At 70.2% G+C, this 23,995-nt stretch carries 24 protein-coding genes and 1 pseudogene; 13 read left to right on the top strand and 12 right to left on the bottom strand.

The window, feature by feature from the left end:
- Positions 1–119: 119 nt before the first annotated feature.
- Positions 120–244 (bottom strand): annotated as a pseudogene (locus N5079_RS34570) (IS5/IS1182 family transposase); the annotation flags it as partial.
- Positions 245–349: 105 nt separating this feature from the next.
- Between N5079_RS34570 and N5079_RS34575 the strand changes: the two are divergent.
- The gene (locus N5079_RS34575) at positions 350–1,573 is read left to right on the top strand and encodes an NAD(P)/FAD-dependent oxidoreductase (protein ID WP_261588442.1); all 1,224 of its coding nucleotides are present in this window, start codon (positions 350–352) and stop codon (positions 1,571–1,573) included.
- Between the two features lie 94 nt (positions 1,574–1,667).
- Here the strand turns inward: N5079_RS34575 and N5079_RS34580 are convergent, their stop codons facing one another.
- The 3 genes from N5079_RS34580 to N5079_RS34590 form a co-directional block, all read right to left on the bottom strand.
- On the bottom strand, positions 1,668–2,399 hold the full coding sequence (locus tag N5079_RS34580; protein ID WP_261588443.1) for a hypothetical protein: 732 nt from the start codon (positions 2,397–2,399) through the stop codon (positions 1,668–1,670).
- A gap of 13 nt (positions 2,400–2,412) precedes the next feature.
- Complete coding sequence (locus N5079_RS34585) at positions 2,413–3,219, bottom strand: SAM-dependent methyltransferase (RefSeq protein WP_261588444.1); 807 nt, start codon at positions 3,217–3,219, stop codon at positions 2,413–2,415.
- A gap of 87 nt (positions 3,220–3,306) precedes the next feature.
- Positions 3,307–4,245 carry an MBL fold metallo-hydrolase gene (locus N5079_RS34590; protein ID WP_261588445.1) on the bottom strand — a complete coding sequence of 313 codons (939 nt, stop codon included), beginning with the start codon at positions 4,243–4,245 and terminating at the stop codon, positions 3,307–3,309.
- Between the two features lie 82 nt (positions 4,246–4,327).
- Here N5079_RS34590 and N5079_RS34595 point away from each other — a divergent pair, with 82 nt between their 5' ends.
- Positions 4,328–5,179, top strand: coding sequence for a LysR substrate-binding domain-containing protein (locus N5079_RS34595; RefSeq protein WP_261588446.1), 852 nt, complete (start codon positions 4,328–4,330; stop codon positions 5,177–5,179).
- 235 nt (positions 5,180–5,414) lie between these two features.
- Here the strand turns inward: N5079_RS34595 and N5079_RS34600 are convergent, their stop codons facing one another.
- On the bottom strand, positions 5,415–5,846 hold the full coding sequence (locus N5079_RS34600; protein WP_261588447.1) for an ester cyclase: 432 nt from the start codon (positions 5,844–5,846) through the stop codon (positions 5,415–5,417).
- Between the two features lie 467 nt (positions 5,847–6,313).
- Here N5079_RS34600 and N5079_RS34605 point away from each other — a divergent pair, with 467 nt between their 5' ends.
- The 3 genes from N5079_RS34605 (at position 6,314) to N5079_RS34615 (ending at position 10,702) form a co-directional block, all read left to right on the top strand.
- The gene (locus tag N5079_RS34605) at positions 6,314–7,417 is read left to right on the top strand and encodes a hypothetical protein (protein WP_261588448.1); all 1,104 of its coding nucleotides are present in this window, start codon (positions 6,314–6,316) and stop codon (positions 7,415–7,417) included.
- A gap of 409 nt (positions 7,418–7,826) precedes the next feature.
- Positions 7,827–9,107 (top strand): M14 family metallopeptidase, encoded by a 1,281-nt coding sequence (locus N5079_RS34610; protein WP_261588449.1) that lies wholly within the window; start codon positions 7,827–7,829, stop codon positions 9,105–9,107.
- A 401-nt stretch (positions 9,108–9,508) separates the two neighbouring features.
- Positions 9,509–10,702, top strand: a complete 1,194-nt coding sequence (locus tag N5079_RS34615; protein WP_261588450.1) for an alginate lyase family protein — start codon at positions 9,509–9,511, stop codon at positions 10,700–10,702.
- 33 nt (positions 10,703–10,735) lie between these two features.
- On the opposite strand, the gene N5079_RS34620 is transcribed toward N5079_RS34615, so the two are convergent.
- The 5 genes from N5079_RS34620 to N5079_RS34640 form a co-directional block, all read right to left on the bottom strand.
- The gene (locus tag N5079_RS34620) at positions 10,736–11,326 is read right to left on the bottom strand and encodes a TetR/AcrR family transcriptional regulator (RefSeq protein ID WP_261588451.1); all 591 of its coding nucleotides are present in this window, start codon (positions 11,324–11,326) and stop codon (positions 10,736–10,738) included.
- A 52-nt stretch (positions 11,327–11,378) separates the two neighbouring features.
- Positions 11,379–12,188, bottom strand: coding sequence for an SDR family NAD(P)-dependent oxidoreductase (locus N5079_RS34625; RefSeq protein WP_261588452.1), 810 nt, complete (start codon positions 12,186–12,188; stop codon positions 11,379–11,381).
- A gap of 54 nt (positions 12,189–12,242) precedes the next feature.
- Entirely contained in the window at positions 12,243–13,208 is a 966-nt protein-coding gene (locus N5079_RS34630; RefSeq protein ID WP_261588453.1) for an LLM class F420-dependent oxidoreductase, read from the bottom strand.
- A 141-nt stretch (positions 13,209–13,349) separates the two neighbouring features.
- Entirely contained in the window at positions 13,350–13,493 is a 144-nt protein-coding gene (locus N5079_RS34635) for a hypothetical protein (RefSeq protein ID WP_261588454.1), read from the bottom strand.
- Positions 13,478–13,744 (bottom strand): hypothetical protein, encoded by a 267-nt coding sequence (locus tag N5079_RS34640; RefSeq protein WP_261588455.1) that lies wholly within the window; start codon positions 13,742–13,744, stop codon positions 13,478–13,480. The genes N5079_RS34635 and N5079_RS34640 overlap by 16 nt, the downstream gene beginning before the upstream one ends.
- Before the next feature lie 230 nt (positions 13,745–13,974).
- Here N5079_RS34640 and N5079_RS34645 point away from each other — a divergent pair, with 230 nt between their 5' ends.
- Positions 13,975–15,063: a sulfite oxidase gene (locus tag N5079_RS34645; RefSeq protein WP_261588456.1), complete on the top strand. Its 1,089-nt coding sequence runs from the start codon at positions 13,975–13,977 to the stop codon at positions 15,061–15,063.
- Between the two features lie 35 nt (positions 15,064–15,098).
- Here N5079_RS34645 and N5079_RS34650 read toward each other — a convergent pair whose 3' ends face one another.
- Positions 15,099–16,493, bottom strand: coding sequence for a glycosyltransferase family 39 protein (locus N5079_RS34650; protein WP_261588457.1), 1,395 nt, complete (start codon positions 16,491–16,493; stop codon positions 15,099–15,101).
- 78 nt (positions 16,494–16,571) lie between these two features.
- Between N5079_RS34650 and N5079_RS34655 the strand changes: the two genes are divergently transcribed.
- The 7 genes from N5079_RS34655 to N5079_RS34685 all read left to right on the top strand — a co-directional run bounded on the left by N5079_RS34655 (position 16,572) and on the right by N5079_RS34685 (position 23,306).
- Entirely contained in the window at positions 16,572–17,276 is a 705-nt protein-coding gene (locus tag N5079_RS34655) for an RNA polymerase sigma factor (RefSeq protein ID WP_261588458.1), read from the top strand.
- Positions 17,273–18,079: a zf-HC2 domain-containing protein gene (locus N5079_RS34660; protein ID WP_261588459.1), complete on the top strand. Its 807-nt coding sequence runs from the start codon at positions 17,273–17,275 to the stop codon at positions 18,077–18,079. The genes N5079_RS34655 and N5079_RS34660 overlap by 4 nt, the downstream gene beginning before the upstream one ends.
- A gap of 44 nt (positions 18,080–18,123) precedes the next feature.
- Positions 18,124–18,990, top strand: coding sequence for an ATP-binding cassette domain-containing protein (locus tag N5079_RS34665; RefSeq protein ID WP_261588460.1), 867 nt, complete (start codon positions 18,124–18,126; stop codon positions 18,988–18,990).
- Positions 18,987–20,513, top strand: a complete 1,527-nt coding sequence (locus N5079_RS34670) for a hypothetical protein (protein ID WP_261588461.1) — start codon at positions 18,987–18,989, stop codon at positions 20,511–20,513. Before N5079_RS34665 ends, N5079_RS34670 begins: the two co-directional genes overlap by 4 nt.
- A gap of 5 nt (positions 20,514–20,518) precedes the next feature.
- Positions 20,519–21,202, top strand: a complete 684-nt coding sequence (locus N5079_RS34675) for a hypothetical protein (RefSeq protein WP_261588462.1) — start codon at positions 20,519–20,521, stop codon at positions 21,200–21,202.
- 61 nt (positions 21,203–21,263) lie between these two features.
- Complete coding sequence (locus N5079_RS34680; protein ID WP_261588463.1) at positions 21,264–22,076, top strand: SAM-dependent methyltransferase; 813 nt, start codon at positions 21,264–21,266, stop codon at positions 22,074–22,076.
- Between the two features lie 51 nt (positions 22,077–22,127).
- Positions 22,128–23,306 carry a cytochrome P450 gene (locus tag N5079_RS34685; RefSeq protein ID WP_261588464.1) on the top strand — a complete coding sequence of 393 codons (1,179 nt, stop codon included), beginning with the start codon at positions 22,128–22,130 and terminating at the stop codon, positions 23,304–23,306.
- A gap of 75 nt (positions 23,307–23,381) precedes the next feature.
- Here N5079_RS34685 and N5079_RS34690 read toward each other — a convergent pair whose 3' ends face one another.
- Positions 23,382–23,786 carry a luciferase family protein gene (locus N5079_RS34690; protein WP_261588465.1) on the bottom strand — a complete coding sequence of 135 codons (405 nt, stop codon included), beginning with the start codon at positions 23,784–23,786 and terminating at the stop codon, positions 23,382–23,384.
- Positions 23,787–23,995: the final 209 nt, after the last annotated feature.

Raw genomic sequence — 23,995 nt, forward strand, 5'->3', positions numbered from 1 at the left:
GCGCGCCGGAAGGGGTAATGGGCGGTGAACGTCAGGATGCCTGCCTCTGACTCCTGTCGGACTTGCGAAACAGGCGTCAGAGGATCGTCGGCTGGCCATCACGATCAGGGCGAAGGTCCGGCGAGAGGGATGCCGTTGCCGTCGGCGATGACGTGGTGTTTTGAGCCCGTCTTGGCGCGGTCGACCGGGCTCGGCCCGGTTTTGGGCCGCCCTTGAGCGCCCGGACGTGGGAGCTGTCGATCACTCCGGCGACCTGGAGCTGCTCTACCCGGCGCTGCGAGAAGCCTGACGCGAAAGCCCGCCGCGGCGGAGCGGTTTCATCGAGGGGTGCCGTGGAAGGCTCACCGGCGTGGATGATCTGTGGGATCTGGTGGTCGTCGGCGGCGGTCCCGCGGGCTCCGCGGCGGCGCTCCGCGCGAAGCAGCTCCGCCCGGACGCGCGGGTGCTCCTGCTCGACAAGGACGACTTCCCCCGGGACAAGCCCTGCGGCGACGGCATCGCCGCGCACGGCCGGGAGGAGCTGGCCCGGATGGGCGTCCCCGATCTCATCGACGACTACCGGCCGACATGGCACCTCTCGGTGACCTCTCCCGGTGGTGCGCACGTGTCCGCCACCGTCGCCCGGCCCAACCATGTCGTGCCGCGCAAGGTCTTCGACGCCCGGCTCGTGGACGCCGCACGGGCACGCGGCGTCGAGGTCCGCCGCCACCGCGTCCGCGCCCTCACCTCATGCCCGCCGTCTCTCAAGGGAACCAACGGAACCAACGGAACCAACGGGACCAAGGAAACCGACGGACTCAACGGACCCAACGGCCACGTCATCCTCGACGGAAGCATCGCCGCTCGCGCCGTCGTCGCCGCTGACGGGGCCAATTCGACCGTCCGGCGTCTCATCGGCGTCCCGGCGACGCCGGACGAGCACACCGCGATCGCCGTCCGCGGCTATGCCGACGTGCCCGCGGACGACGACGTCCAGCTCATCGCCATGCAGAAGGACGGATGGCCCGCGTACGCGTGGTCCTTCCCGATCGGGGACGGCACCGCCAATGTGGGCTTCGGGATGCTCCTGCCCCAGCTTCGCGCCACCGGCCTGCCGGGCCGCCAGGTGCTCCACGGCCGGCTCGCCGAGTTGCTGCCCCATCTGCCCGCCCGCGACCTGCGCGCCCACCACCTGCCCCTGTCCTCCGGACGGCCGAAGCCCGGCGCCGGCCGGGTGATGCTCGCCGGTGACGCCGCGAGCCTCATCAATCCACTCACGGGCGAAGGCATCTATTACGCGCTGCTCTCGGGGCGGCTCGCCGGCGAAGCCGCCGTCCAGTCGGCCGACGACCCGCTTCCGGCGTACCGGCGCGAGCTGAGAAGGGCCCTCGGGCGGCACCTGCGGACCACGGACGTGCTCAGCCGAGCCGCCCGATCTCCCGGCTTCATCGACGCCGCGATCGACACGGCGGCCCATCGCCAGGAGGTGTTCGACCTGCTCGTGGACGTGGGCCTGGGGGCGGGCACGGTGCCGCTCCCGCTCGCGGGCGCCGTCGTACGCCGCTGGCTGCTCACTCTCGCACGGAGACGCTGATTCTTCGCCGTGGCGGCGCTGACCGGCGCACTTGGTGCGGTCTGGCTGCGCGCCGGGTCCGGCCGCGAAGCCGTCCCCGCCTATTGAGCGGTGGTCACCTCAGCCAGACACGGAGGGGACCGACAGGGGTGAACCCGTGGCGTCGGGCGAGTCGCAAGTCCTCGCTTCGCTCGTAGCCGACCATCGGACGACCGGGAAAGAGAGCGGCGGCGTTGGCGACCGTGCCCGCCCAGGCCGTGTCCATGTCGCAGCCGGAGGCGAAGACATTGGACACCCCCACCACCTGATCGCCGGTGTTCAGCACCGAGCCGCAGACGACATCGCCGTCGATCCGGCCCGCCAGAATCACGACGGTGGGATCGGCCAGCAAGCCGGCGGGAAACAGCCCGTCGTCCCAGCCTCCGTGGAAGTGCGTCTCCCACTCGCGCAGATCGGACTCATCGCCAATCTTCTCCCATCGGACGACATCGCCGGTGGGTGCTCGCGACTCCCCCGGCGGCTGGCTTGAACCGGCCGGGCGAAGGATCCACTGCGCCTCGAACAGCACGCGGAAGCCGGCGACCGACAGGTCGAGCCGGGCGAAGCTGTCCTTCACCGACGCCCCGCCGGGCTCGCCGTCGACGGCCCGGCGATCCAGCAGGCGCAACACCTCCGCGACGCTCGCGTCCGGGGTCAGGGTCACGGCGTCCGGGTAGTACGGCGGCGCCTTGCGCGGATTGAACCAGAGCGACTCGGTGAACCCGCCCGGCAGGCCATGAGCACGGCACATCGCGTCACACCACTCGGCGTTGTTCCGCGCCGCCGCCAGAACGGCGCTGCCGGCCATTCCGTTCACCGGCTCAGGGCTTCCGGGCGATCCCGCCGTACATGAGCCGCTGGCCCACGGTGAGCTGCTCGGCGGGGACCGGCTCGTCGGGACGCCACAGCGGCAGCGGGACGACGCCCGGTTCGAGCAGCTCGAACCCGTCGAACAAGGCGGTGATCTCCTCCGGCGTACGGAACCGGCCGGTGCCGAGCAGCGCGAGGTACTTCTGCTCGGCGTCGCGCGCCTCCTGGCTGGAGGCGCAGAAGTGGGTGATGAACAGGTAGCTGCCCGAGGGGACGGCGGACATGTACGCCTCGACGATCCCCCGAGGGTCCTCGTCGTCGTGAAGGTGGTGCAAGATGCCCACCAGCAGCACGGCCACCGGCTGGTCGAGCTCGATGAGTCTCTTGACGGCCGGGTCGGCCAGGATCACCTTCGGGTCGCGCAGGTCAGAGGTGACCACCGCCGTGCCCGCATTGTCCGCCAGCAGCGCCCGGCCGTGGGCCAGCACCATGGGGTCGTTGTCGACGTAGACGACCCGCGACTCCGGGTTCGCGCGCTGCGCGACCTGGTGGGTGTTCTCCACGGTCGGCAACCCGGAGCCGAGGTCGATGAACTGCGTGATGCCCTGGCCCGACAGGAACCGTACCCCGCGGCCGAGCATCCGCCGGTTGTAGGTGGCCACGTCGTAAATCTCCGGGACGACCTTCACAATCTCAGCGACGAACGCCCGGTCGACCTCGAAGTTGTCCTTGCCGTTGAGGACGACGTCGTAGGCCCTGGCGATGCTGGGCCTGGTCGTGTCGATGGCGTTCGTCCAGTCATTCGGCTGCTCGGCCACAGCGGAGTCCTTCCTCACGGTCCCGGGGCGATCACGCGTGATCATATGGCGTACACAGCCGTTGAAATACGGCTTTTCCGCACTGGGTCATGCAGGGTGCTCGGTGCACAGGCACCCGACGCCCCGCTCGATCCACTCCTGGCCGACCCACTCGGGATGTCGCTCGATCAGCAACGCCCGGACCTCGGCGACGATCTTGGCCTCGCCCATCGCGGAGTCACGCCGCCGCCAGGTCTCTTCGCGCAGCTCGCGCAGGTAGTCGCGGACGCCGGCGAGCACCTCCGGACCGCCTAGGTCACCGTGACCGGGGACCACCACCCGGGGTCCGGTGGCGGCCAGCCGGTCCATCACCTCCAGCCAGCGCACGCCGGAGACGTCCGTGTCGTACGGCGGAAACCACGGGAAGATGGCGAACTGCCCGGTCTCGGCGAGATCCCCGGTGAACAGCACGCCGGCGTCCGGCACCTCGACCACCTGATCGCCCTTCGTGTGGCCCCGGCCGGTGGGCCGCAGGCGTACGGTCCGGCCGCCGAGGTCCAGGTCGTACCCGTCGTCGTAGGTCACATCGGGGGTGGGCACCTTGACGCCGTCGAGGCGGCGGGCGATCGACCCGCCGAAGCCCCGGAACATCTCCAGGTAGCCCGGCCCCTTCGTCTTCAAGTCGTCCGCCTGGGCGCGGTTGACCAGGTACGTGGCCTGGCCGGCGAACACCTGCGCGCCGAAAGCGTGCTCGGGGTGGAAGTGCGTCGTGGTCAGGTACATCCGACGGCCCTTCGCCACCTCGGACGCGAAGGCGAGGACCTGCTCGGCGTTGGTGTTGCCGATGCCCGTCTCGACGACCAGTACGGCCTCCGTACCGCCGATGATGCCGATGTTGGGTACCAGCGCGACCCGGTGGTTCGGGATCACCAGCAGGTCGGGGGCGATCTCCTGGGCGCCGCCAACCTGCACGGCGGGGTCTGTCAGCGGTGCGTCGGTCATCGGTTCGTTGGTCACCGGTTCGTTGGTCATCGGTTCGTCCGTCATGCTCCGATTCCACGGCCCGGGCACCGCGGCCGTCCAAGTCCGATTAGGTGGTGTCGATACCGTACGGGTATCGTCGCCGGTCATGGAGCTGCGCACGCTGCGCTATTTCGTGGCCGTCGCCGAGGAACTCCACTTCGGCCGGGCCGCCGCCCGGCTGCACATGAGCCAGCCGCCACTGAGCCGGGCGATCAAGCAGCTGGAGACCGACGTCGGTGCCGTTCTGTTGCACCGCTCCGCCGCAGGCGTCACGCTCACCCCGGCTGGGGCGGCGCTGCTGGACGAGGCGCGTACCCTGCTCGACCAGGCCGACCGGGTACGCGCGCGCGTGGCCGCGGCGGCCGGCGTCGCGACCATCACCGTCGGCATCCTGGGCGACAGCGCCGACCGGGGCGCAACGCGGCTGGCCGCCGCGTACCGCCGGCGGCACCCGGGCGTCGAGGTCCGCATCCGCGATACCGACCTGACCGATCCGACCTGCGGGCTGCGCGCCGGACTGGTCGACGTCGCCCTGACCCGCGGGCCGTTCGACGAGACCGGCCTAACGGTGCACGAACTGCGCGCCGACCCGGTGGGCGCGGTGCTGCGCGCCGACGATCCGCTGGCCCGCCGCGACCGCCTGAAGCTGGCCGACCTGGCCGACCGGCGCTGGTTCCAGTTCCCGGACGGCACCGACCGGATCTGGCAGTCGTACTGGAACGGCGGCGAGCCTCGCGAGGGGCCGGTGGTACGCGCCGTCCAGGAGTGCCTGCAGGCCGTGCTCTGGAACGGCACGGTCGGGATGACCCCGCTCGGGCACGACCCACCCGAGGAGCTGGCTGTGGTACCGCTGATCGACATGGCGCCGAGCCGCGTGGTGGCGGCGTGGAACGAGGGCGACGCGAACCCGCTGATCCGGTCGATCGTCCAGATCGCGACGGCCGCCTACCGCGACTGAGCGCCTCACGGCCGGCGAATGCATCGCGCGGGCTTACACACGCCCGGAACGCTTTGAGACGACCTTCGAAGGCCTGAACCGGACCCGTTCGACACCGCTGTCCCGCCGTTCGTTTCAAAGCCCCGGACGCCTTTGTCGCTCCCGCGCGATGTCCGCTGCTGGACGGGCATAGCCCGCATCCATGACCGCTACGAGAAGTGGCTACGCATGGCAAGATGCTTCGCCGTTACGGCGATCAGCCCAACGAAATGGCCGTGGGGTCGTCGATGAGCTGGCGGAGCAGATCAAGGTCGTCGGAGATCATCCAGACGCCGGTCACCAGGCCGTTCTCCACAGTGAGGATGTCGATCACGCGGATCTGTACGGCACGGCCGGTGCCGGCCAGCGTGCCGAACGGCGTCGCCAGCGGGCCGACATGGCGACCGTGCATACGGAAGCCGACGACCAGCCGGCCGGGCGCCTCCACCACATCCACCGGCTCGCTCCGGAGGTCGGCGTAGGTCGTGTGCAAGGAGTAGGCCCGCTGGACCAGGTCGGCGACGGTGAAGGTCACGTCGTTCACGGCCAGCGGGTCGGCGTAGACGGCGCGGAAGGCCGCCTCTGCGGTCGCGGGGTCGGCGGGCGGCGCCAGCCAGAGGCTCAGGAGCCGGTCGATGAGAGTGGACATGCCACCGAGTGTCCCCCGCAGTCTGGCTCCGCACCGCGCAGCTGTACACACCCGGAAGTGGTAAAAGGACCTGGACAGCTCCGGGCTCCTGTCCCCGCCGGACTCGCCGCGGCGACCGCCGTGCCACCGTACGCCAACGGGACGCGGCGATCGCGGTGCCGCGGACGCCAACGGGACGCGGCGATCGCGGTGCCGCCGTACGTCAACGGGACGCGGCGATCCTCCAAGGGGACCCGCCCTTCGGCCGTGGCAGTCAAGGTCCGCGAGGTGGCCGGAACTGGACAGCGCCCGCACCTGGCCCCCTGAAGGTTGGGTCTTCTCAAGGGCCGGTGGACGGGTTATCAAATGCCCTAGAGCGGTTGTGATCTGAACGCTCCATCCCGATGAAGACCCGCCGGGACACCGGCGTCGCGGTTATGTGTGTGGCAACCCAGCCCTCAAGTGGCCCCAAGTGGATGGAGAACGACATGCGCCCGTTACGAAGAGTGATCCTCCGGATCCTCTGCATCACCGCCATGCTCGTGGGCGGCCTGACCTTCGCGGCCGGCACCGCACAGGCCGCCGTCCCCGACCGCTGGGGCTTCGCGTTCGTCAACACCAACTCGGGCGTCCCCAACCTCTCCTACCAGGCCGGAAGCTGGCCGGGCGGGTTCAACGTCACGGTCACACCGGGCGTCGTGGGCCAGGTGTTCGTGAAGTTCCCACAGATCGGCGCCTCCTCAAGCACCGCCAACAGCGGAGTCGTGCACGTCACGGCGACGTCTCAGACGGCCGAATGGTGCCAGGTCCAGAAGTACTGGTCAGCGGGCGTCGACGAAATCGTGGCGGTGCGGTGCTATCACTACGGCGGGGCTCCGCTGTTCACGCCGTTCTCCATCGTCTTCTCGGAGAGCACCGGCCCGCTGCCCGCGCCGAAGGCGTTCGGCTACGTGGGCTGGGACGGCTCCGCCATCACCACGCAGTACAACTCGGCGCTCGCCGCCAACTCCGTCGTACCGACGTCCACAGGGGTGTGGACCGTCGTCCTTCCCGGCCTCGGCTCCTCGGGGATCGCGGGCAACATCCAGGTCACGGCGGTCGACTCGACCAACGCCGCCCGCTGCAAGGTCGGGGCGTGGGCTCCGTCTACCGGGCAGCAGAAGATCCAGGTCCGATGCCACGACGCGACGAACGTGCCGTTCAACACGGGCTGGACGCTGACCTACCAGCGCGAGCGGGCGATCACGGGGGCCGCGATCCCGCCGAAGAATTTCGCCTACACCTTCGACAACAGCCCGGCCAACCCCGGGCCGTACGCGCCGGCCCCCGCGGCGATCAACTACAACTCGCAACTCGCGGTGAACACCGTCCAGACGGCGGGCCCGGGCCAGCGGCTGGTCAAGTTCCCCATCGTCGGAGTGCTGCCCAACAACGTGCAGGTGACGGCGTTCGGCCCGGGGGCCGAGTTCTGCAACCTGGTGACCCTCTGGGGCACGTCGGGCGGTGACGCCCTCGTCCGCAACGTCATCTGCTACAACGGCACCACCCGGGTCGACCAGCCCTCGCTGGTCACCTACACCTCGGCCTTCTGATCGGCCTTTCTGATCGGGCCTTTCTGATCGGGCCTTTCTGATCGGGCCTTTTCTGATCTGCCTTCTGAGCGGATCAGGCGCAGCTTTTCCCGGCCCGGTGTCGTACGGCACCGGGCCGGGGTCGTCCCCGGAACGCCTGTCGCCGGAAAATCATCAGAAATCGCCAGAAATCATCGGGAAATACGTAAGTCGTCCGATATTCTCCCAAGCCTCGCGTGTCAAGCCGTCGTGACCGCGACGTAGCCGCTTCAGCGAGGCGTCGCCGCAGGTGGTACGGCATGCATGGCGGCGGACGCGGCGGGAGCCGTACGAACCGGGAAATTCGGGTCTTTCGCATTTTGACTCTTTACCTGACTCTCTGGTTGAGGCGTGCGACAACTCCCCTTCACCGCGCGCCCGAGGAGGAAACGTGCGACGCCGTCTGCTCGCCGCATTGGCGGCCCTCATGCTGCTGCTCGGCCTCGGAACCGTCACCCGAGCCGACGCATCGGCCGAGCCGCCGCCCAACCACCAGTACCGGGTGACCGGCCCCAGCGACTCCCAGCAGCGCAGCGCCGTGGCTGCCACCGGCGCCGCGATCGACGAGGTGGGTGCCGCCTACGTCGTGGTGACCGCGACGGAGAGCGAGATCGCGGAGATCAGGAAGCTCGGCTACGGCATCACGCCGGTGCCGCGCCCGCTCTCCCCACCCCTGCCACAGCCTGACGACTTCCCTCCGGCGGACTCGGGATATCACAACTACGCGGAGCTGACCGCCGAGGTGAACCAGATCGTCGCAGCCCACCCGTCGATCGCGCGGAAGTTCACCTGGGGCAGGTCGTACGAGGGCCGCGACCTCATCGGCGTCAAGATCAGCGACAACGTGGCGGCCGACGAGAGCGAGCCTGAGGTGCTGCTGACGTACAACACGCACGCCCGCGAACACCTGACCACCGAGATGGCCATCTACACGCTGCACCTTCTCGCCGACAACTACGGCACCGACAGCCGGATCACCACGCTGGTGAACACCAGGGAGATCTGGATCATGCCAAACATCAATCCGGACGGCAGTGAGTACGACATCGCGCGCGGCTCGTACCGGTCCTGGCGGAAGAACCGCCAGCCCACTCCCGGGTCGTCGTACGTCGGCACCGACACCAACCGCAACTGGGCCTACCGGTGGGGCTGCTGCGGGGGTTCCTCCGGCTCTCCCTCCAGCGAGACCTACCGCGGGCCGTCCGCCGAGTCGGCGGTCGAGGTCAAGGCGCTGGCCGACTTCGTGCGCGGCCGGGTCGTGAACGGCGTCCAGCAGATCAAGACCGGCATCGACTGGCACACCTACAGCGAGCTGGTGCTGTGGCCGTACGGCTACACGACCGCGGACACCGCGACCGGGATGACGCAGGACGACCACGACGCGCTCGCCTCGCTGGGCCGCAACCTCGCGTCCACCAACGGCTACACGCCGGAGCAGGCCAGCGACCTCTACATCGCCGACGGCACCATCAACGACTGGCTGTGGGGCACCTACAAGATCGCCAGCTACACGTTCGAGATGTATCCGGCGGGCGGCTCACCGGGCTTCTATCCGCCCGATGAGCAGATCGGCCCGCAGACGACCCGCAACCGCGAGGCGGTGCTCCGCTTCCTGGAGTACTCCGACTGCATCTACCGCGTCATCGGCAAGCAGGCGCAGTACTGCGGCTGAACCCCCCTTGGCGTACGGCTGCCGCACGCTCGGCGGCAGCCGTACGCCGGCGCAGCGAAAGCCGTACGCCAGCAGAGCAGAAGCCGCATGCGAGCTGTGTATTCGCTGCATAGCGGCTGCGTGGCACCTCCCATAGGCGGGAATCCACACCGGAATTGACTGTAATAACACGTTCTACGTCCAGAGAGTGACATGTCCTTCTACGTGCCACTATTCGCCTTCGAAACATTTTCGTACCACGAAAGGGCGATATCAAGCGAATTGGGTCTTGACGCTACAGCCGGGCCGACTTTACTTTCACGATCGTCATACCACATTCGGTGTTCGCATATGTGAACACCTGGTTGTGAGCACACCGACGGCAAGCGCGCGTCGAAAGAAAGGCCCGTATGCACCCCCCATTGCGCACCCCCCGCCGCACCGCCATCCTCATGGCCCTGGTCTCGCTGCTGTCCACACTGGTCGTCTCCGGTGTGACCGCTCAGCCGAGCAGCGCCGCGCCGGCCACCTTCGTCCACCCCGGCGTGCTCGTCAGCAGGCCGCAACTCGACTTCATGCGTACCAAGGTCCTGGCCGGGGCGCAGCCGTGGCTGGACGCCTACGACCAGATGCGTACGAGCAAGTACGCGTCCCTGTCGTGGACCGCCAAGCCACGGTCGGTCGTGGAATGCGGCCCGTACTCCAACCCCAACTACGGCTGCACCGACGAGCGCGACGACGCGATCGCGGCCTACACGGACTCGCTGATGTGGTACATCACGCGCGACAGCCGGTACGCCCAGAAGGCGATCAGCATCATGAACGCCTGGTCGGCCACGATCACCGACCACACCAACAGCAACGCGCCGCTGCAGACCGCGTGGGCCGGCTCGATGTGGCCCAGGGCCGCGGAGATCATCCGTTACACGTACACCGGCTGGTCCTCCACCTCCATCAGCAACTTCGGGAACATGCTCCGCAACGTTTACCTGCCCGAGGTCGTCAACGGCTCCAAGACGACCAACGGTAACTGGGAGCTGACGATGATGGAGGCCTCGCTCGGCATCGCGGTCTTCCTGCAGGACCGCACGACCTACGACAAGGCCGTATCCATTTACCGGGGCCGGGTGCCCGCCTACGTCTACCTGTCGTCCGACGGCGCCTACCCCAAGCCCCCGCCCGGCAGCAACATCGACACGCCCGCGGAAATCATCAGCTACTGGCAGGGGCAGGACACGTTCGTCGACGGGATCACGCAGGAGACCTGCCGCGACTTCACCCACACCGGATACGGCATCGACGCCATCGCGCACTTCGCCGAGACCACCCGGATCCAGGGCCAGGACCTCTACCCGGAGATCCAGGATCGGCTCCGGTTCGCGCTCGGGGTCCAGTCCAAGTACGAGCTCGGCGCAGCCGTGCCGTCCTGGCTGTGCAACGGGACCCTCGACTTGGGTCTCGGCCCGGTGACCGAGGTCGGCTTCAACGCCCTGCACAACCGCCTGGGCATCGGCATGACCAACACCCAGACGCTGACCCTGCAGCAGCGCCCGGCCGGCACGGACGGCCTCTTCGTCGCCTGGGAGACGCTGACCCACGGCGACAACCCCGCCTGATCGTCCTCCACCAGCCGCGCCTCCCTCAGCCCGTTACGGCGGGCTGAGGGACCGCCAGATCGGGCCGGGAAGCACCCGGGCGGCCTCGTCGAGGTCGATGCCCGGCGCGCCGGCGATCCACCGGCGGGTCACCTCCGCCACCGGCCCGATCAGGAGCATCTCGATGAGCGGCATGGGAAGGTCGGCGACGGCTCCGGCGTCGATGTGCGGCCGGAGCCAGGCCACCAGCTTCTCGATCCGCGGGGCCTTCACCGCCGCCACCGCCCCCGCGTCCAGATAGCCCATGTACGGCGAGCCATGGATGAACCGCGCTTCAGCGGGATCGGTGCGTACGAAATCGAGGTAGGCCCGGACGGTGGCCTCGACTCCGGCCCGGGCGGTCCTCTTCTTCTCCAGAGCGGCGATGAGGGCGTCGAGCAGATCGGCCATGCATTCCGAATACAGGGCGTTGGCCAGGCCGTCGAAGCTGCCGAAGTGGTGGTAGAGGCTGCCCACGCTCACGCCGCTCCGCGCGGTCACGGCACGCATGGTGAACCCCTCAGGGCCGTCCTCGGTGTAGACGTCGAGGGCCGCGGCCAGCAGCCGCCGGACCGTCTCCTCGCTCCGCTGCTGCCGACCGGCCATCACACCACCTGACCCGGCACGCCACCGGGGCCCATCAGGTCACCTCGGCCCATCAGGCCACCTGGACGAGCACGGCCGCCTGCTTCCAGAACTGCTGCGCCAGCACGGCGTCCCGCGCGACCGGCGCGAGCGGTGTCTCCTCGTCGATCTCGAAGTAACGGCCGGTGACGCCGGAGGTGTCGAGGGCCAGCCGCACCACCGGCCGGGCGCCGTTCTCCGGGGTGTCCCAGAACCGTTTGACGCCCTTCAGCGCCAGCCCGATGAGGCCGCCCCGATCGCCGAGGCCGGTGCGGATCACCCCCGGGTGAACTGCGTTGATCGTCACTCCGGCATCCTCCCACCGCTTCGCGAACAGCGGCGTCATCATGAGGTTGCACAGCTTGGTGTCCGCGTATGTCCGGATGGGATGGAAATCGAGCCCCACGGCCGTACGGTCGATGTCGGCCCTGCCCTTGACGTACAGCCCGGCGCTCACCTGCACCACCCGGGTCCCCGATTCGAGCATCCGGCGCTCCAGCAGGTGGTTGAGGAGGAACGGCGCGAGGTGGTTGACGGCGAAGGCCCGCTCGACGCCGTCGGAGTTGACCTCGAACCGGCTCGGCCAGATGCCCGCGTTGTGCACCAGCACGTCGATGCGCGGGCAGGCGGCCAGCAGGGCCTCGGCCGCCGCGCGGACCTGCCGCGTCCCCGACAGGTCGCCGGTCACGACCACGGCCTCGCCCGGGATCGACGCCCTCGCGGCCTCGCCGCGCGCGCGGTCGCGGGCCAGGAGGACCACCCGGTGACCCTGACCGGCCAGACTCGCCGCCACCGCGTATCCGATGCCCCGCGCGCCGCCGGTGACCACAGCCGTTGGTGTCATCCCGCGAGCATATTTAGAGCAACTATCTAGATCAAGTCTCTATTTCCCTCGCGCTCACAGCCGCCGGAGGGCGGGCAGCAGCTCCTTCTCCCACCAGTCGAAGAACTCCCGCTGGTGCTCGCTCCCGATCTGCACCAGCGCGACATGGGTGAACCCGGCGTCGGTGTACTGCCGCACCGCCTCGACGACGGCGTCCACGTCGGGGCCGCACGGCACCTTCTTCGCCACGTCGTCAGGACGCACGGTCTCCGTCGCGGCGGCGAAGTTGACGGGGGCGGGCAGCTCCGCCATGACCTTCCAGCCCGGCAGCGACCAGCGCCACAGCCGGTGGGCCCGCTCCACGGCCGCGTCACGGTCGGGGTCGTAGGAGATGGCGAGCTGGCCGTACACCGGCTTGCCCTGTCCCCCGGAGGCGGCGAACTTCTCGACCAGCTCCCGCTCCGGGTCCGTGGACACCAGCGCGTCGCCGTACTCCGCGGCGATGTCCAGGGACTGGTCGCCGGAGGCCGCGACCGCGAGGGGCACCGGCCGATCCGGCAGGTCGAACAGCTTGGCCGAGTCGATGTCGAAGAACTCGCCGCGGTAGGTCCGGTAGCCGCCGTCGAACAGCTCCCTGATGATGTCGATGGCCTCGCGGAACATCTCGTGCCGCGTGTTGACCGGCGGCCAGCCGTGGCCGACCACGTGTTCGTTGAGGTTCTCCCCCGCCCCGAGCCCGAGCGTGAAGCGGCCCTCGGAGAGGACGCCCATCGTGGCCGCCTTCTGCGCCACCACAGCGGGGTGATATCGCATGATCGGGCAGGTGACATAGGTCATCAGCGGCAGGCGGTCCGTCGCGTGCGCCACCGCCCCAAGGACCGACCAGGCGTACGGCGAGTGCCCCATCTCCTCCAGCCACGGGAAGTAGTGGTCGGAGATGACCGCGTAGTCGAAACCGACGCGCTCCGCAGTGACGACGTCGTCGACGAGCTGCCTGGCCGGTGTCTGCTCGCACATCATCGTGTAACCGATCTCTGCCATACATCGGCCCCTACCCAGCGCTCAGGGAATCTCGCCTCGCCTGGGTCAGGAGTGCCCCAAGCGGAGACCCGCGGATCAGTCGCCCTGGCGCACGTGTCGTCAGTCTCGCTGGTGTTGTCAGTCTCGCTGACGCTCGTGTTCTCAGCCTCGCTGGCGCTCGCGGAAGATGCCCACCAGCACCCGCAGCGCCAGGATCGCGCTCACGACCAGCAGGTTGTAGCCGATGAGCTGGTAGAGCCCCACCCCTGTGGGCGCCAGCGCCTCGGCGATCACCAGGAACACCATGGACGCCAGCAGGGCGCAGGCCAAGGCGCGAGGATGAGAAACCAGAGCGGCGTGATGCTCGAATCGTCACGGGACACCGAGCCCGCGAGGGCCTGCGCGATCGGCCCGGCGATGAGGAGCGCGAAGCCGCCTCCGAGCAGCGTGCGGACGATTCCGAAGCGCAGTCCGAGCAGCCGCCGGGCGGCCACGGCGAAGCCGGTCACCCATCCGACGACCCAGATCAGGAAGGTGATCCACACGAGCAAGTCCACTATCGCCCCCATCCGCGAGGCCCTGGTTTGCCCTGTGACGGCGGACTCTAGCCGCCGCCGGAAGGGATGGGGCGTGACCGCGAGCCGGCGCTTCGCCTCCTGGGCACAGGGGCAGGCGCAGCGCGCGACTCACCAGCTCGGCTGACCCGATCGGCCGCGCCGGAGGTCTACGGTTGTGGATGAGGCCCGCCGGCACCCCCGGGCTGACCTGGGAGGAGAGCGCCACACCGATGACCAGTGGGACCGAGCGGCAGCGCACGTCCACGGCCCCTCGCACCGGCCGCGGGGTGGTCAAACCGACCCCCGCCGAGCTGATGGAGGACACGGGCACCGGCCTCGACTACGGCACGCGGCCGGACCGGATCCCCGGCTACCTCACTCCCGCCGATCGCTTCTTCATCCGGAACCACGCGCCGACCCCCCTCCTCGACGCGGCGACCTGGTCGCTCCGCGTCGAGGGAAACGGCGTTCGCCGGCCCATCGTCTACACCTACGACGATCTGTGGCACCGCTTCACCCACGTCTCCGTGGTCCGCACGCTCGAGTGCGCGGGAAACCGGCGTGCACTGTTCGGCGAGGAGCACGGGCACCGGTTCGAGGGCACGCCCTGGGGGCGCGGCGCCATCGGGACCGCCGAGTGGACGGGTGTGCGGCTGCGGGACCTGCTCGAACCGGCGGGAATCACGACCGGGGCGCGCGACGTGATGCCGGAGTCGCTCGACGCGGTGTGCGCCCGTCGTCCGATGCCGCTGACCAAGGCGCTGGCCGACGACACCGTGCTCGCCCTGGCCATGAACGGCGACGTGCTGCCGCCGGACCACGGGTTCCCGGCCCGGGTCGTGGTCTCCGGCTGGCTCGGCGCGGCCAGCATCAAGTGGGTCGGCCGGATCGAGGTGTCCGAGGAGGCCCTGCGCGTCCCCTGGAACACCGAGGACTACGTGCTCACCGGCCCGGAGTCCGCCGAGGGCGTGCCCATCACCAGCGTGCCGGTCGCGAGCCTGGTGGAGCTGCCGTGGCCCGCGCGGCTGAGGCCCGGACCGCAGGTCATCCGGGGACGGGCGTTCGCGGGCGAGAACCGGGTGGTCGCGGTTGACCACCGCCTCGACGACGGCCCCTGGCGGCCCGCGCTCCTGGCCTCGCCGGAGACGCCGGGGGCCTGGGCGCGCTGGCAGTTCCACTGGGATGCCGAGCCCGGCGAGCACATCCTCCAGGTTCGGGCCACCGACGACAAGGGCAACATCCAGCCCGGCGCCACCACGTGGAACGACCTGGGCTACTGCTACAACTCGATCCTGTCCCACCCGGTGGTCGTCGGCTGACTCCACCGCCTTCTCACCGCCTTCTCACCGCCTTCTCACCGCCGGGTGTAGAGCGTGACGAAGATCCTTCCGAACCTCCGCTGCGTCGTCCGGCGGAATCGGCTGTCCTTGATCAGGGCCTGGCAGCGGACGTCCGTGGGGCAGTACTTCTTGGGCACCGCCGACACCATCCACACCCGCTGGAATTCGCCGGCCACCACGCGGAACTGCGAACGCGACCGTGGCTTCGTGCGGCCCGGCGCGTACGTCAGGTCATCGAGCACGCGGTACGGCGAGCCGTACACACCGACGAAGAGCCGGTAGCGGAAGGGCACGAACAGGACCGCGTCCCCGGGTCTGATCTCCGCCGACAGCGTGGAGGAGAGCGTGCGGAGATCATCGGGGCGGGCGTCGGGCCGCCGGAGGAGGACCTGCGCGGGCAGGGTGAGGGCGGCCAGCAGCCCGACCGCGACGACCGGGATCAGCCAGGAGCGCCACCCCCGCAGGACCGCGGGCAAGACCGCCGGCAGGAAGGCCGCTCCCACCAGCAACGCGACGGCGGGCACGCAGAACAGCAGATAGCGGGGGTGGTAGATCGGCTCGACCTGAGAGATCGCGAACGATGCGAGCACGGGCAGGAAGGCCCACGGAAGCGCCACGAGCGCCAACGGCCTGGCGTGGCGGAAGGCGCAGACCGTCCCCGCGACGACCAGCACCCCGAGCAGCCCCACCGCCCACCAGGTGCCACCGGCCTGATGGGCGAAGTCGAGGAGGTCGGCGAAACCGGGTCGTTTCAGCCAGAAGACCTGTTCACGCTCTCGCGACGCGACCAAGGCGAGGGGCGCGACCACGGCCATGGCCCCCGCCACGGCGGCTCCCCATCGAAGCAGCTCACGGCGGCGCCACGCCAGCACGGTGACCCCGTGGGCGAGGACGATCAGCAGCGCGAACAGATGCAGCCAGCCCAGCAGAGCCAGGCTCGCCGCGTAGAAGGCGAACCGGGACCACCGGCGATCCTCCAGGGCGTTCAGCAGCGTCCACGTCGCCAGGACGGCCACGGCCGTGACGAGCGCGTAGCTCCGGGTCTCCTGGGCGTACCGGCTGACGATCGGCATCAGCGCGTAGACGACCCCCGCCACCACGCCGGCCCGCTCCGACGCGAGCCGCCTGCCGACGACGGCCACGCCGTACGCCGCCGCGGCGGTGGCGACCACCGACGGCAGGCGGAGCACCAGCTCGTTCGTCCCGATGGCGGCGAAGGGCCGCAGCAGCAGGTAGTAGAGCGCGTGGACCGCGTCGATCGCACCCAGCAGCCGCCACAGGTCGCGGAGCGGCATCACCGCCGCCATCGCGCTGACCGACTCGTCCCGCCAGAACGACGGCACGGTCACACCCCAGAACCCCACGACCGCCGCGGCGACCGGCGGCACCACATCCCCGCGTAAACGCACGTTGCCCGATCATAGAAAAGCCGGGATAACCCTCGCGTTAGGAGAACCGCTCAAGGGCGGTCATGCGATAGACCAGATATGCGCCGCTTCCTCCCGATCCCGCGAACGCACTCGCCACCGCGACGGCAACAACTCCCCACCGTCGAACACACGGCCATCGAGCACACGGACGTTGAGCAGACGGACGTCGAGCACACGACCGTCGGGCATGCGGCCGTGGAGCACCCAGCCCCGCATGGCATCCCGTCGCCGGATCGCGGCGACCACGAGCTGATCGCGGCCGTGGGCGCGCAGGACATCGAGGCGCTGCGCGTCCTGCACCGGCGGCACGCCCCCTGGCTGCGCGCCCGCCTGCTCCGCCGCTGCGCGGACCCCGACGTCGTCGACGACGCCGTCCAGGACACGTTCGTCGCGGTCTGGCAGGGCGCCTCCCGCTACTCGGCCCAAGGAGACGACGCCGCGGCGTGGATCTGGACGATCGCGATCCGGCGCATGGTGTCGGTGCTCCGGGGGCGCGGGAGCCAGTGGATAGGCGGCAGGCCCGTCCCGGACACCGACGCCGCCGCGGCCTCCGCGGAGGACGTCGTGCTGCTCCGCGTCGAACACGGCGATCTCGGCACGGCTGTCGCCCGGCTGTCGCCGGAGCTCCGGGCCGTCATCGAGGCGACCATCCTGGACGGCCTCACCGTCCGGGAGACCTCTCAGCTTCTCGGAGTCCCCGAGGGCACCGTCAAGACCAGGCTCATGCGGGCGAAGGCTCGGCTACGGGAGGAGCTGGCATGAACGGCACCTGGCACATCCCGAGCGACCTGCTCGAGCGCTACCTGGGCGGTGATCTCGACGTGGCGCAGGTCATGTCCGTTGAGGCGCATCTGGTGCGCTGCGCGCGGTGCCGTACGGCGGTGCCGGGGGACGAGACGTGGCTCGCGGCGTCATGGGAGCGGATCGAGGACGCGGTGGGGAGCCCCCGCCCCCGGCCCGCCGAACGCGTCCTGCGGCACCTCGGCGTGCCCCGCCATCTGGCCAGGCTGCTCGTCGCGACGCCGACGCTGAGCCGCGCGTGGCTCGCCGCGGTGACGGCTGTCCTCACGTTCGCGATCGTGGCCGCGCACGCCGCCGGCAATGGATTCCCGGCGTTCCTCACCGTAGCCCCCGTACTGCCGCTGGCCGGCATCGCGCTCGCCTACGGCCGCTGGGTGGATCCCGCGCACGAGTCGCACGCGGCGACGCCCCTGGCAGGTCCCCGGCTGCTGCTCCTGCGGGCCCTCGCCGTCCTCGTCACCGCCATCGCGCTGACCGGCCTGGCAGCCCCGCTCCTTCCCGCCATGACCGCCGCCTGGCTGCTCCCTTCTCTGGCCCTGGCGGGCGGCTGCCTGGCCCTCGCGACCCGCGTGCCGCTGCCGCTGGCCGCAGCCGCGCTGGGGGCGGGATGGATCGGGGTGGTAGCCGTCACGGGCGGGCTCACCGGCGACTGGTCGGTCCCGTTCGGCCCCACGGCTCAGGTCGTGTACGGCTGCGCCGCCCCGGTTCTCGCCCTCGTCCTCTACAGCCGTCGCCACCGCCTCGACCCTGGAGAGCCCCAGTGATAGACCCAGTGATAGACCCAGTGACAGACTCGGCGATACACCCGGTGAACGGCGCGAGCTCGACGGTGAGCGTGCGCGGCCTCGCCAAGAGCTATGGCCGCAACCGCGTGATCGACGACCTGGACCTCACGCTCGGCACCGGCGTCACCGGCCTCCTGGGGCCGAACGGCGCCGGCAAGACGACGCTGCTGCGGTGCCTGGCGACCACCCTCGCCCCCGACGCGGGACGGATGCGCGTCCTCGGCCTGGATCCGGGCACACGTGGGCCGCGCACGGAGCTGCGCCGCCGCCTCGGCTACCTGCCGCAGGACTCCGGCTTCTATCCGCACTTCACCGTCTTCGAGATGGTCGACTACGTCGCGATCCTCAAGGAGATGACCGACCGGGCCACGCGGCACAAGGAGGTGCGGCGGGTGCTCGCCGAGGTGGACCTCGGCGACCGAGCCAGGACCAAGGTCCGCAAGCTCTCCGGCGGCATGCGGCAGCGGCTCGCCCTCGCCCAGGCGCTGCTCGGGCAGCCGGAGCTGCTGCTCCTCGACGAGCCGACGGTGGGTCTCGACCCCGAGCAGCGCCTCAGGCTGCGCGCGCTGGTCTCCCTGCTCGGCGAGAGCCGTACGGTCCTGCTCTCCACCCATCAGACCGAGGACGTCGCGGCGCTGTGCGAACGGGTCGTCGTCATGCACGGAGGGCGGGTGCTCTTCGACGGCACGCCTGGGGGGCTCGCCGGGGTGGCGAACGGCCGGGTCAGCCTCTCCGGTGAACGCCCGGAGGGTGACCGCCTCATTTGGCGCACGGCCGACGGCCGCTACCGCACGCTGGGCGAGCCGCCCTTGGGGGCCGAACCCGCGGAGCCGACCGTGGAGGACGGCTACCTGATGCTGCTCGGCACGTCTCCGGAGCCCGTGGCATGAGCACGCGCATCGAGTTCGTCGAGACGCCCACCCTGGCACCCCAAGCGGGCACGCGGGCGCAGACGATCAGCCTTGCCCTGTTCGAAGGGGCTCGCCTGCTGCGCAGCCCGCTCCTGTGGGGCGCGGCGGCGCTCCTTCTCGGCCTGCGCGTCTACCAGACGTGGAACTGGGCGCCCGACTGGTCGGTCCTGACCATCGACGACACCTACGGCGCGCTGATCGTCGCCGCCGCCGCGCTCATCGCAGCCAACCTGGCCACCACCCGCGAGCGCCGGCACGCCATGCCCGGGACGTTGCGGGCGCTGCCGGTTCGCGCTCCCGCGCGGACGAGCGCGCTGCTGATCGCCGTTCCGATCGTCGCGACCGCCGTGTCCATTCTCGTGCTGGCCGTACACCTGGTCAGTCAGATATCCGCGAACACGGCAGGCCGGTTCGACGCCTGGGAAGCCCTGACGGGGCCGGTCGACGTGGCCGTGGCGGCCGTCCTCGGGGTCGCCCTGGGCCGGTGGCTCCCCGGGCTGGTCGCCGCGCCCGTGGCCGTCTTCGCGATAGCCGTGCCGACCGAACTGTCCAGGGCGGGCGGCTCGTGGGCGGCCCTGCTCCCGGTCATCGTGAGCCATGACCTGCCTGTCGAGCTCACCCCACGGCCGTCCGCGACCCACCTGGTGTACCTGCTAGCCCTGGGCGTCCTCTTCGCCGGCCTGGCGACGGCCCGTCACGGGGTGCGGCCGCCGCGGGTGATCGCCGTGGCGACCGGCCTGGCCGTCGCGGCTTCCGCGGGGGCGGTCGCGATGGCCTCGGTCAAGGACCGGGTCCCAGAGCAGACGATGCGGCGCTACCTCGACCCCGCGGCGCACCGATGCCAGGCCCTCGATGGCGTGACGTACTGCGCCTACCCCGGCTACGCGCCGTGGATCCCGCTCTGGGCGCGAGCCGTACGGCCGGTGGTGGCCGCCATCCCGCCATTCGCGCGCGACCGGGTCCCCGAGATCCGGCAGCGGATCGGCTTCGTGTCCTTCGGGCGCCGCATGCAGACAACCGGGCAGCCACGGTGGCCGCATATCGCCGGACCTTCCATGCAGTGGGGCGGGCACGGCAAGGCCACGGACGCCTGGCTCGGGGGTCAGGTGGCGGCCGAGGTCACCGGCCTGCCGCTCGACTGGCTGCGCATCCTCATCAACGATCCCCACCTCGACGCTCGGGCGGTGTACGTCGCGAACGGCTCCCCCGGATGCGCCGCGCTGGGGCAGGGCCGGACCCTGGTGGCCCTCTGGCTCGGCGGTCAGGCCGGTCCGGTACGGCAGGCCGCCAAATCGTGGGTCGAGCCCGAGAAGTCCGAAGAAGCGGCCGCCGAGCGGCTGTACGACTACGCCGAACGGCTGGTCCGCCGGCCTGACGCCCGCGAGCGGATCTGGGCCCACTGGGACACCCTCATGAACCCGTCCACCACGGTGGAACAGGCGCTTCCGCTGCTAGGCCTCAGGCCCGGCCTCGGCGACGCCAAGCGGAAGGCCTGCTCGTGACGCGCGTGACATTGCTCCTAATCCGCCCGCTGGTGAGGGCGATCGACTGGATTCCGCTGGTGTGGGCCGCGGCCTTCGCCACTGGCCTGGTCGTCCTCATCGGCTCGATCGAGCGCCCGCTTCCGACGTGCGACGCCCTGCCGCTGCTGCGGATGTCCGCCGGCATCCTGGGCGCCGCGGCCGGATTCTCCCTGGTCGACCCGATGGCGTACGGCACGGCCCCGGTGCCCTCACCACGCTGGCTGCGCATGTGGCTCCGCACCGCACTGGCGGCCGGGACGGCGCTCGGGCTGTGGGGAGCCGGTTTCGTCATCGCGACCCTCTACCTGCCGCACGGGTCCCGGCTGCTCGTCGGGGACGTGACACTTGAGGCCGCCGTATGCGTGCTCACAGGGCTCTCCGGCGCGGCGGTGGCCGTCAGGATCCGTCCGGGACATGGGCGCTCGGCGGCCCTCCTCGGCGCGGCCGTCCAGTCCACCCTGCTCGTCATCACGCTGTTTCTCACCGCCGACCTGTGGCTGTGGCCGCTCCAGAGCGACCTGCGCTGGCCCGGGGCGCACCAGGCGTGGCTCGGGCTGCTGCCCCTGCCGCTGGCCTGCCTGGCCGTGGCCCACCGGGATCTCGCCGGCGGGACTCGGCAGCGGCCGGGAAATATCTCAAGTCGCACTCTTATGGAGCGATTCATTTAAATTGCGGCAAATGCACAATATGCTCGCCTTGAATCTGTGGCTTCAGCAAAGGAGACGGTGCGTGGCCGAGGATGCAACGGCGCCCCCCGGCATAGATGTGCACATCCCGAACGCCGCGCGCATGTACAACTACTACCTGGGCGGCAAGGACAACTTCCCGGTGGACAGGGAGGCCGCGGAGCGCGTCCTGGCGGTGGCGCCCGAGGCTCGGGAGCTGGCCCGGCAGAACCGGGCGTTCATGCGCAGGGCCGTCCGTTACCTCGTGGCCGAGGCCGGGATCCGCCAGTTCCTGGACATCGGCACGGGGCTACCGACCGAGGGCAACGTCCACGAGGTGGCCGCGGAGGTGGACCCCGGGACCCGCGTGGCCTACGTCGACAACGACCCCGTCGTGCTCGCACACGCCCGGGCCCTGCTGTCGAGCACCACGAACACCCTCGCCGTCCCCGGCGATCTCCGGCAGCCGCAGGACATCCTCGACGACTCAGAGCTCCGGTCATTGATCGACTTCACCGAGCCGGTCGGGATCCTGCTGGTGGCCGTCCTGCACTTCCTGACCGACAGCGACAAGCCGGCCGAGCTGATCGCCCGCCTGCGCGACGCCGTACCGCCGGGAAGCTATTTGGTGCTGTCGCACGTGACCGCCGAGGACCACACGGCCGCCGCGCAGAAGGGCGCCGCCGTCTACCGGAGGGCGAACGCCAGCATCACACTGCGTACCCGCACCCAGATCACGGAGATGTTCGAAGGGTTCGAGGTGCTCGACCCGGGCGTGGTCCGGCTGGACGAGTGGCACCCCGACCACGAGGCGTCCATCGCCGGAGGACGTGACCTCCCCACGTGGTTCCTGTGCGGCGTGGGCCGCGCGCTCTGACATATCCGCACGGTCGTTCCGTACGGCCGGCCGCTCGCAGGAGGGCGCGACATGGACGAGGTGCGGTACAACCCCTTGGGCGGCGCGCAACCGGCGGGGGCCACGTTCGCCATGTTCGACGAGTTGCGGGCGCGGCATCCGATGTTCCGCAGCACGTTCGGCGAGGGGTTCTGGGTTCTGAGCCGCTACGACCTCATCCTTGAGGCGCTCCAGGACCCGGTGACGTTCTCCAACGCGGCCGTGTCCGTGCTCGATCCGAACCCGCGGTACCGGTGGATCCCCGAGATGCTCGACCAGCCGGAGCACACGGTGTGGCGCCGCCTGCTCCGGCCGCTGTTCTCCCCCGCTGCCGTGAACGCGATGTCCGGCAAGATCCGCGAGCGGTGCGCCGCGATGGTGGACGACCTCGCCGCCCGCGGCTCCTGCGACTTCGTGACCGACTTCGCCCGCCGCTTCCCGACCACGGTCTTCCTGGAGTTGCTCGGCCTGCCCGTGGAGGAGCTCGGCACCTTTCTGGCCTGGGAGGACGCGATTCTCCACGGCGGGAGTTCTCCCGACCGCCTGCCGAAGCGGCTCGCCGCGATGCGGGAGGTCACGGGCTACTTCGCCGGCGTGGTGGCCGAGCGGCGGGAGAGCCCGCGGGACGACCTGATCAGCACGGCGGTGACGTGGGAGATCGACGGGCGGCCCGTGCCCGATGAGGATCTGCTCGACCTGTGCCTGCTGCTGTTCATGGCCGGGCTCGACACCGTCACGGCGCAACTCTCCTACGCTTTCTGGCATCTGGCCACGCATCCGGAGGACCGGTCGCGGATCGCCGCCGGGCCCGACGCGATTCCCGACCTGATTCCCGACGCGGTGGAGGAGCTGATGCGGGCCTACTCCATCGTCATGCCGGCCCGGAAGGTCACCAGGGACGTCGACTTCCACGGGTGCCCGATGAAGGCCGGCGACATGGTGCTCATCCCGCTCAACCAGGCGAACCGCGACCCAGGCGTGTTTCCCGACGCCGACCAGGTCGTCCTCGGCCGTCAGCGGAACCGGCACCTGGCCTTCGGCGTCGGCATCCACCGCTGCCTGGGCGGCCACCTCGCCCGCGCCGAGATGCGCATCGCGATGGAGGAGTGGCACCGGCTCATTCCGGACTACCGGGTCCCCGACGGCGCGCAGCCTGTGGAGCATGCCGATCTGGTCCTCGGGCTCGACACCCTCCCGCTCACCTGGTCCTAGCTGAGAGGCGGGGCCCCGTCGGCCTGAGCTTCGCTGACCCGCGCTCTACTGGCCTGAGCTTCGCTGGCCCGCGCTCTACTGGCCTGAGCTTCGCTGGCCTGGACCGCCGGACGCGAGGCACTCGGTCAGGCGGGGTCCCGGTTCTGGGCCCTGATGCGCCTTGATCGCCAGGCTGAAGAGGGCCACGAGCAAGTCAGCGTCGTCCTCGGTCTCCAGCCGGACGCCGATCCAGTCGCGGTGCGGCTCCAGGGCCACCTGTTCAGCGGTCTCAAGCGTATGACGCATCCGGTCGATCACCGGGCGGGTCAGGCACAGCTCCGCCTCGTGGTCGGTGTGCAGGTGGAGGATCTGGCGGGCGCCCACGGTGACCCCCAGTCCGCTCCCACACGCCGCGTGTCCCGCGCGGCACCCTGGCCATGCCTGGAGCTGGATGAGCACTCGCGAGGCCACGGACTGCCTGGCGATGCCGGTCACGCTCATACTGCCATCGTGGCTGCTCCGGATAGCCACAGGAAGCGGGTAACGGCAATCGTTATTCATCCCGGCGCCATGGGGACGCACCCATGCGTTCCGCTGGGCTTCCGATCCACCGCGCCCTCCGCCCGGCTCTCGCGCAAGTCCGATCGGAGATGAGAGGCGACACCGTGAAGGGTCTACCGCCTTACCCATCCGTACCCGTCAGAGCACGG

Origin of the sequence: Planotetraspora sp. A-T 1434 (assembly GCF_025420585.1) — a bacterium.
Lineage (GTDB): Bacteria > Actinomycetota > Actinomycetes > Streptosporangiales > Streptosporangiaceae > JAOEGB01.

What these genes read in the sequence shown, in the direction of transcription:
- N5079_RS34580 (WP_261588443.1), bottom strand. Translation starts at nt 2,399, where the DNA reads ATGGCCGGCAGCGCCGTTCTGGCGGCGGCGCGGAACAACGCCGAGTGG.
- N5079_RS34590 (WP_261588445.1), bottom strand. Translation starts at nt 4,245, where the DNA reads ATGACGGACGAACCGATGACCAACGAACCGGTGACCAACGAACCGATG.
- N5079_RS34595 (WP_261588446.1), top strand. Translation starts at nt 4,328, where the DNA reads ATGGAGCTGCGCACGCTGCGCTATTTCGTGGCCGTCGCCGAGGAACTC.
- N5079_RS34600 (WP_261588447.1), bottom strand. Translation starts at nt 5,846, where the DNA reads ATGTCCACTCTCATCGACCGGCTCCTGAGCCTCTGGCTGGCGCCGCCC.
- N5079_RS34605 (WP_261588448.1), top strand. Translation starts at nt 6,314, where the DNA reads ATGCGCCCGTTACGAAGAGTGATCCTCCGGATCCTCTGCATCACCGCC.
- N5079_RS34620 (WP_261588451.1), bottom strand. Translation starts at nt 11,326, where the DNA reads ATGGCCGGTCGGCAGCAGCGGAGCGAGGAGACGGTCCGGCGGCTGCTG.
- N5079_RS34625 (WP_261588452.1), bottom strand. Translation starts at nt 12,188, where the DNA reads ATGACACCAACGGCTGTGGTCACCGGCGGCGCGCGGGGCATCGGATAC.
- N5079_RS34630 (WP_261588453.1), bottom strand. Translation starts at nt 13,208, where the DNA reads ATGGCAGAGATCGGTTACACGATGATGTGCGAGCAGACACCGGCCAGG.
- N5079_RS34635 (WP_261588454.1), bottom strand. Translation starts at nt 13,493, where the DNA reads ATGGTGTTCCTGGTGATCGCCGAGGCGCTGGCGCCCACAGGGGTGGGG.
- N5079_RS34645 (WP_261588456.1), top strand. Translation starts at nt 13,975, where the DNA reads ATGACCAGTGGGACCGAGCGGCAGCGCACGTCCACGGCCCCTCGCACC.
- N5079_RS34655 (WP_261588458.1), top strand. Translation starts at nt 16,572, where the DNA reads ATGCGCCGCTTCCTCCCGATCCCGCGAACGCACTCGCCACCGCGACGG.
- N5079_RS34660 (WP_261588459.1), top strand. Translation starts at nt 17,273, where the DNA reads ATGAACGGCACCTGGCACATCCCGAGCGACCTGCTCGAGCGCTACCTG.
- N5079_RS34670 (WP_261588461.1), top strand. Translation starts at nt 18,987, where the DNA reads ATGAGCACGCGCATCGAGTTCGTCGAGACGCCCACCCTGGCACCCCAA.
- N5079_RS34685 (WP_261588464.1), top strand. Translation starts at nt 22,128, where the DNA reads ATGGACGAGGTGCGGTACAACCCCTTGGGCGGCGCGCAACCGGCGGGG.
- N5079_RS34690 (WP_261588465.1), bottom strand. Translation starts at nt 23,786, where the DNA reads ATGAGCGTGACCGGCATCGCCAGGCAGTCCGTGGCCTCGCGAGTGCTC.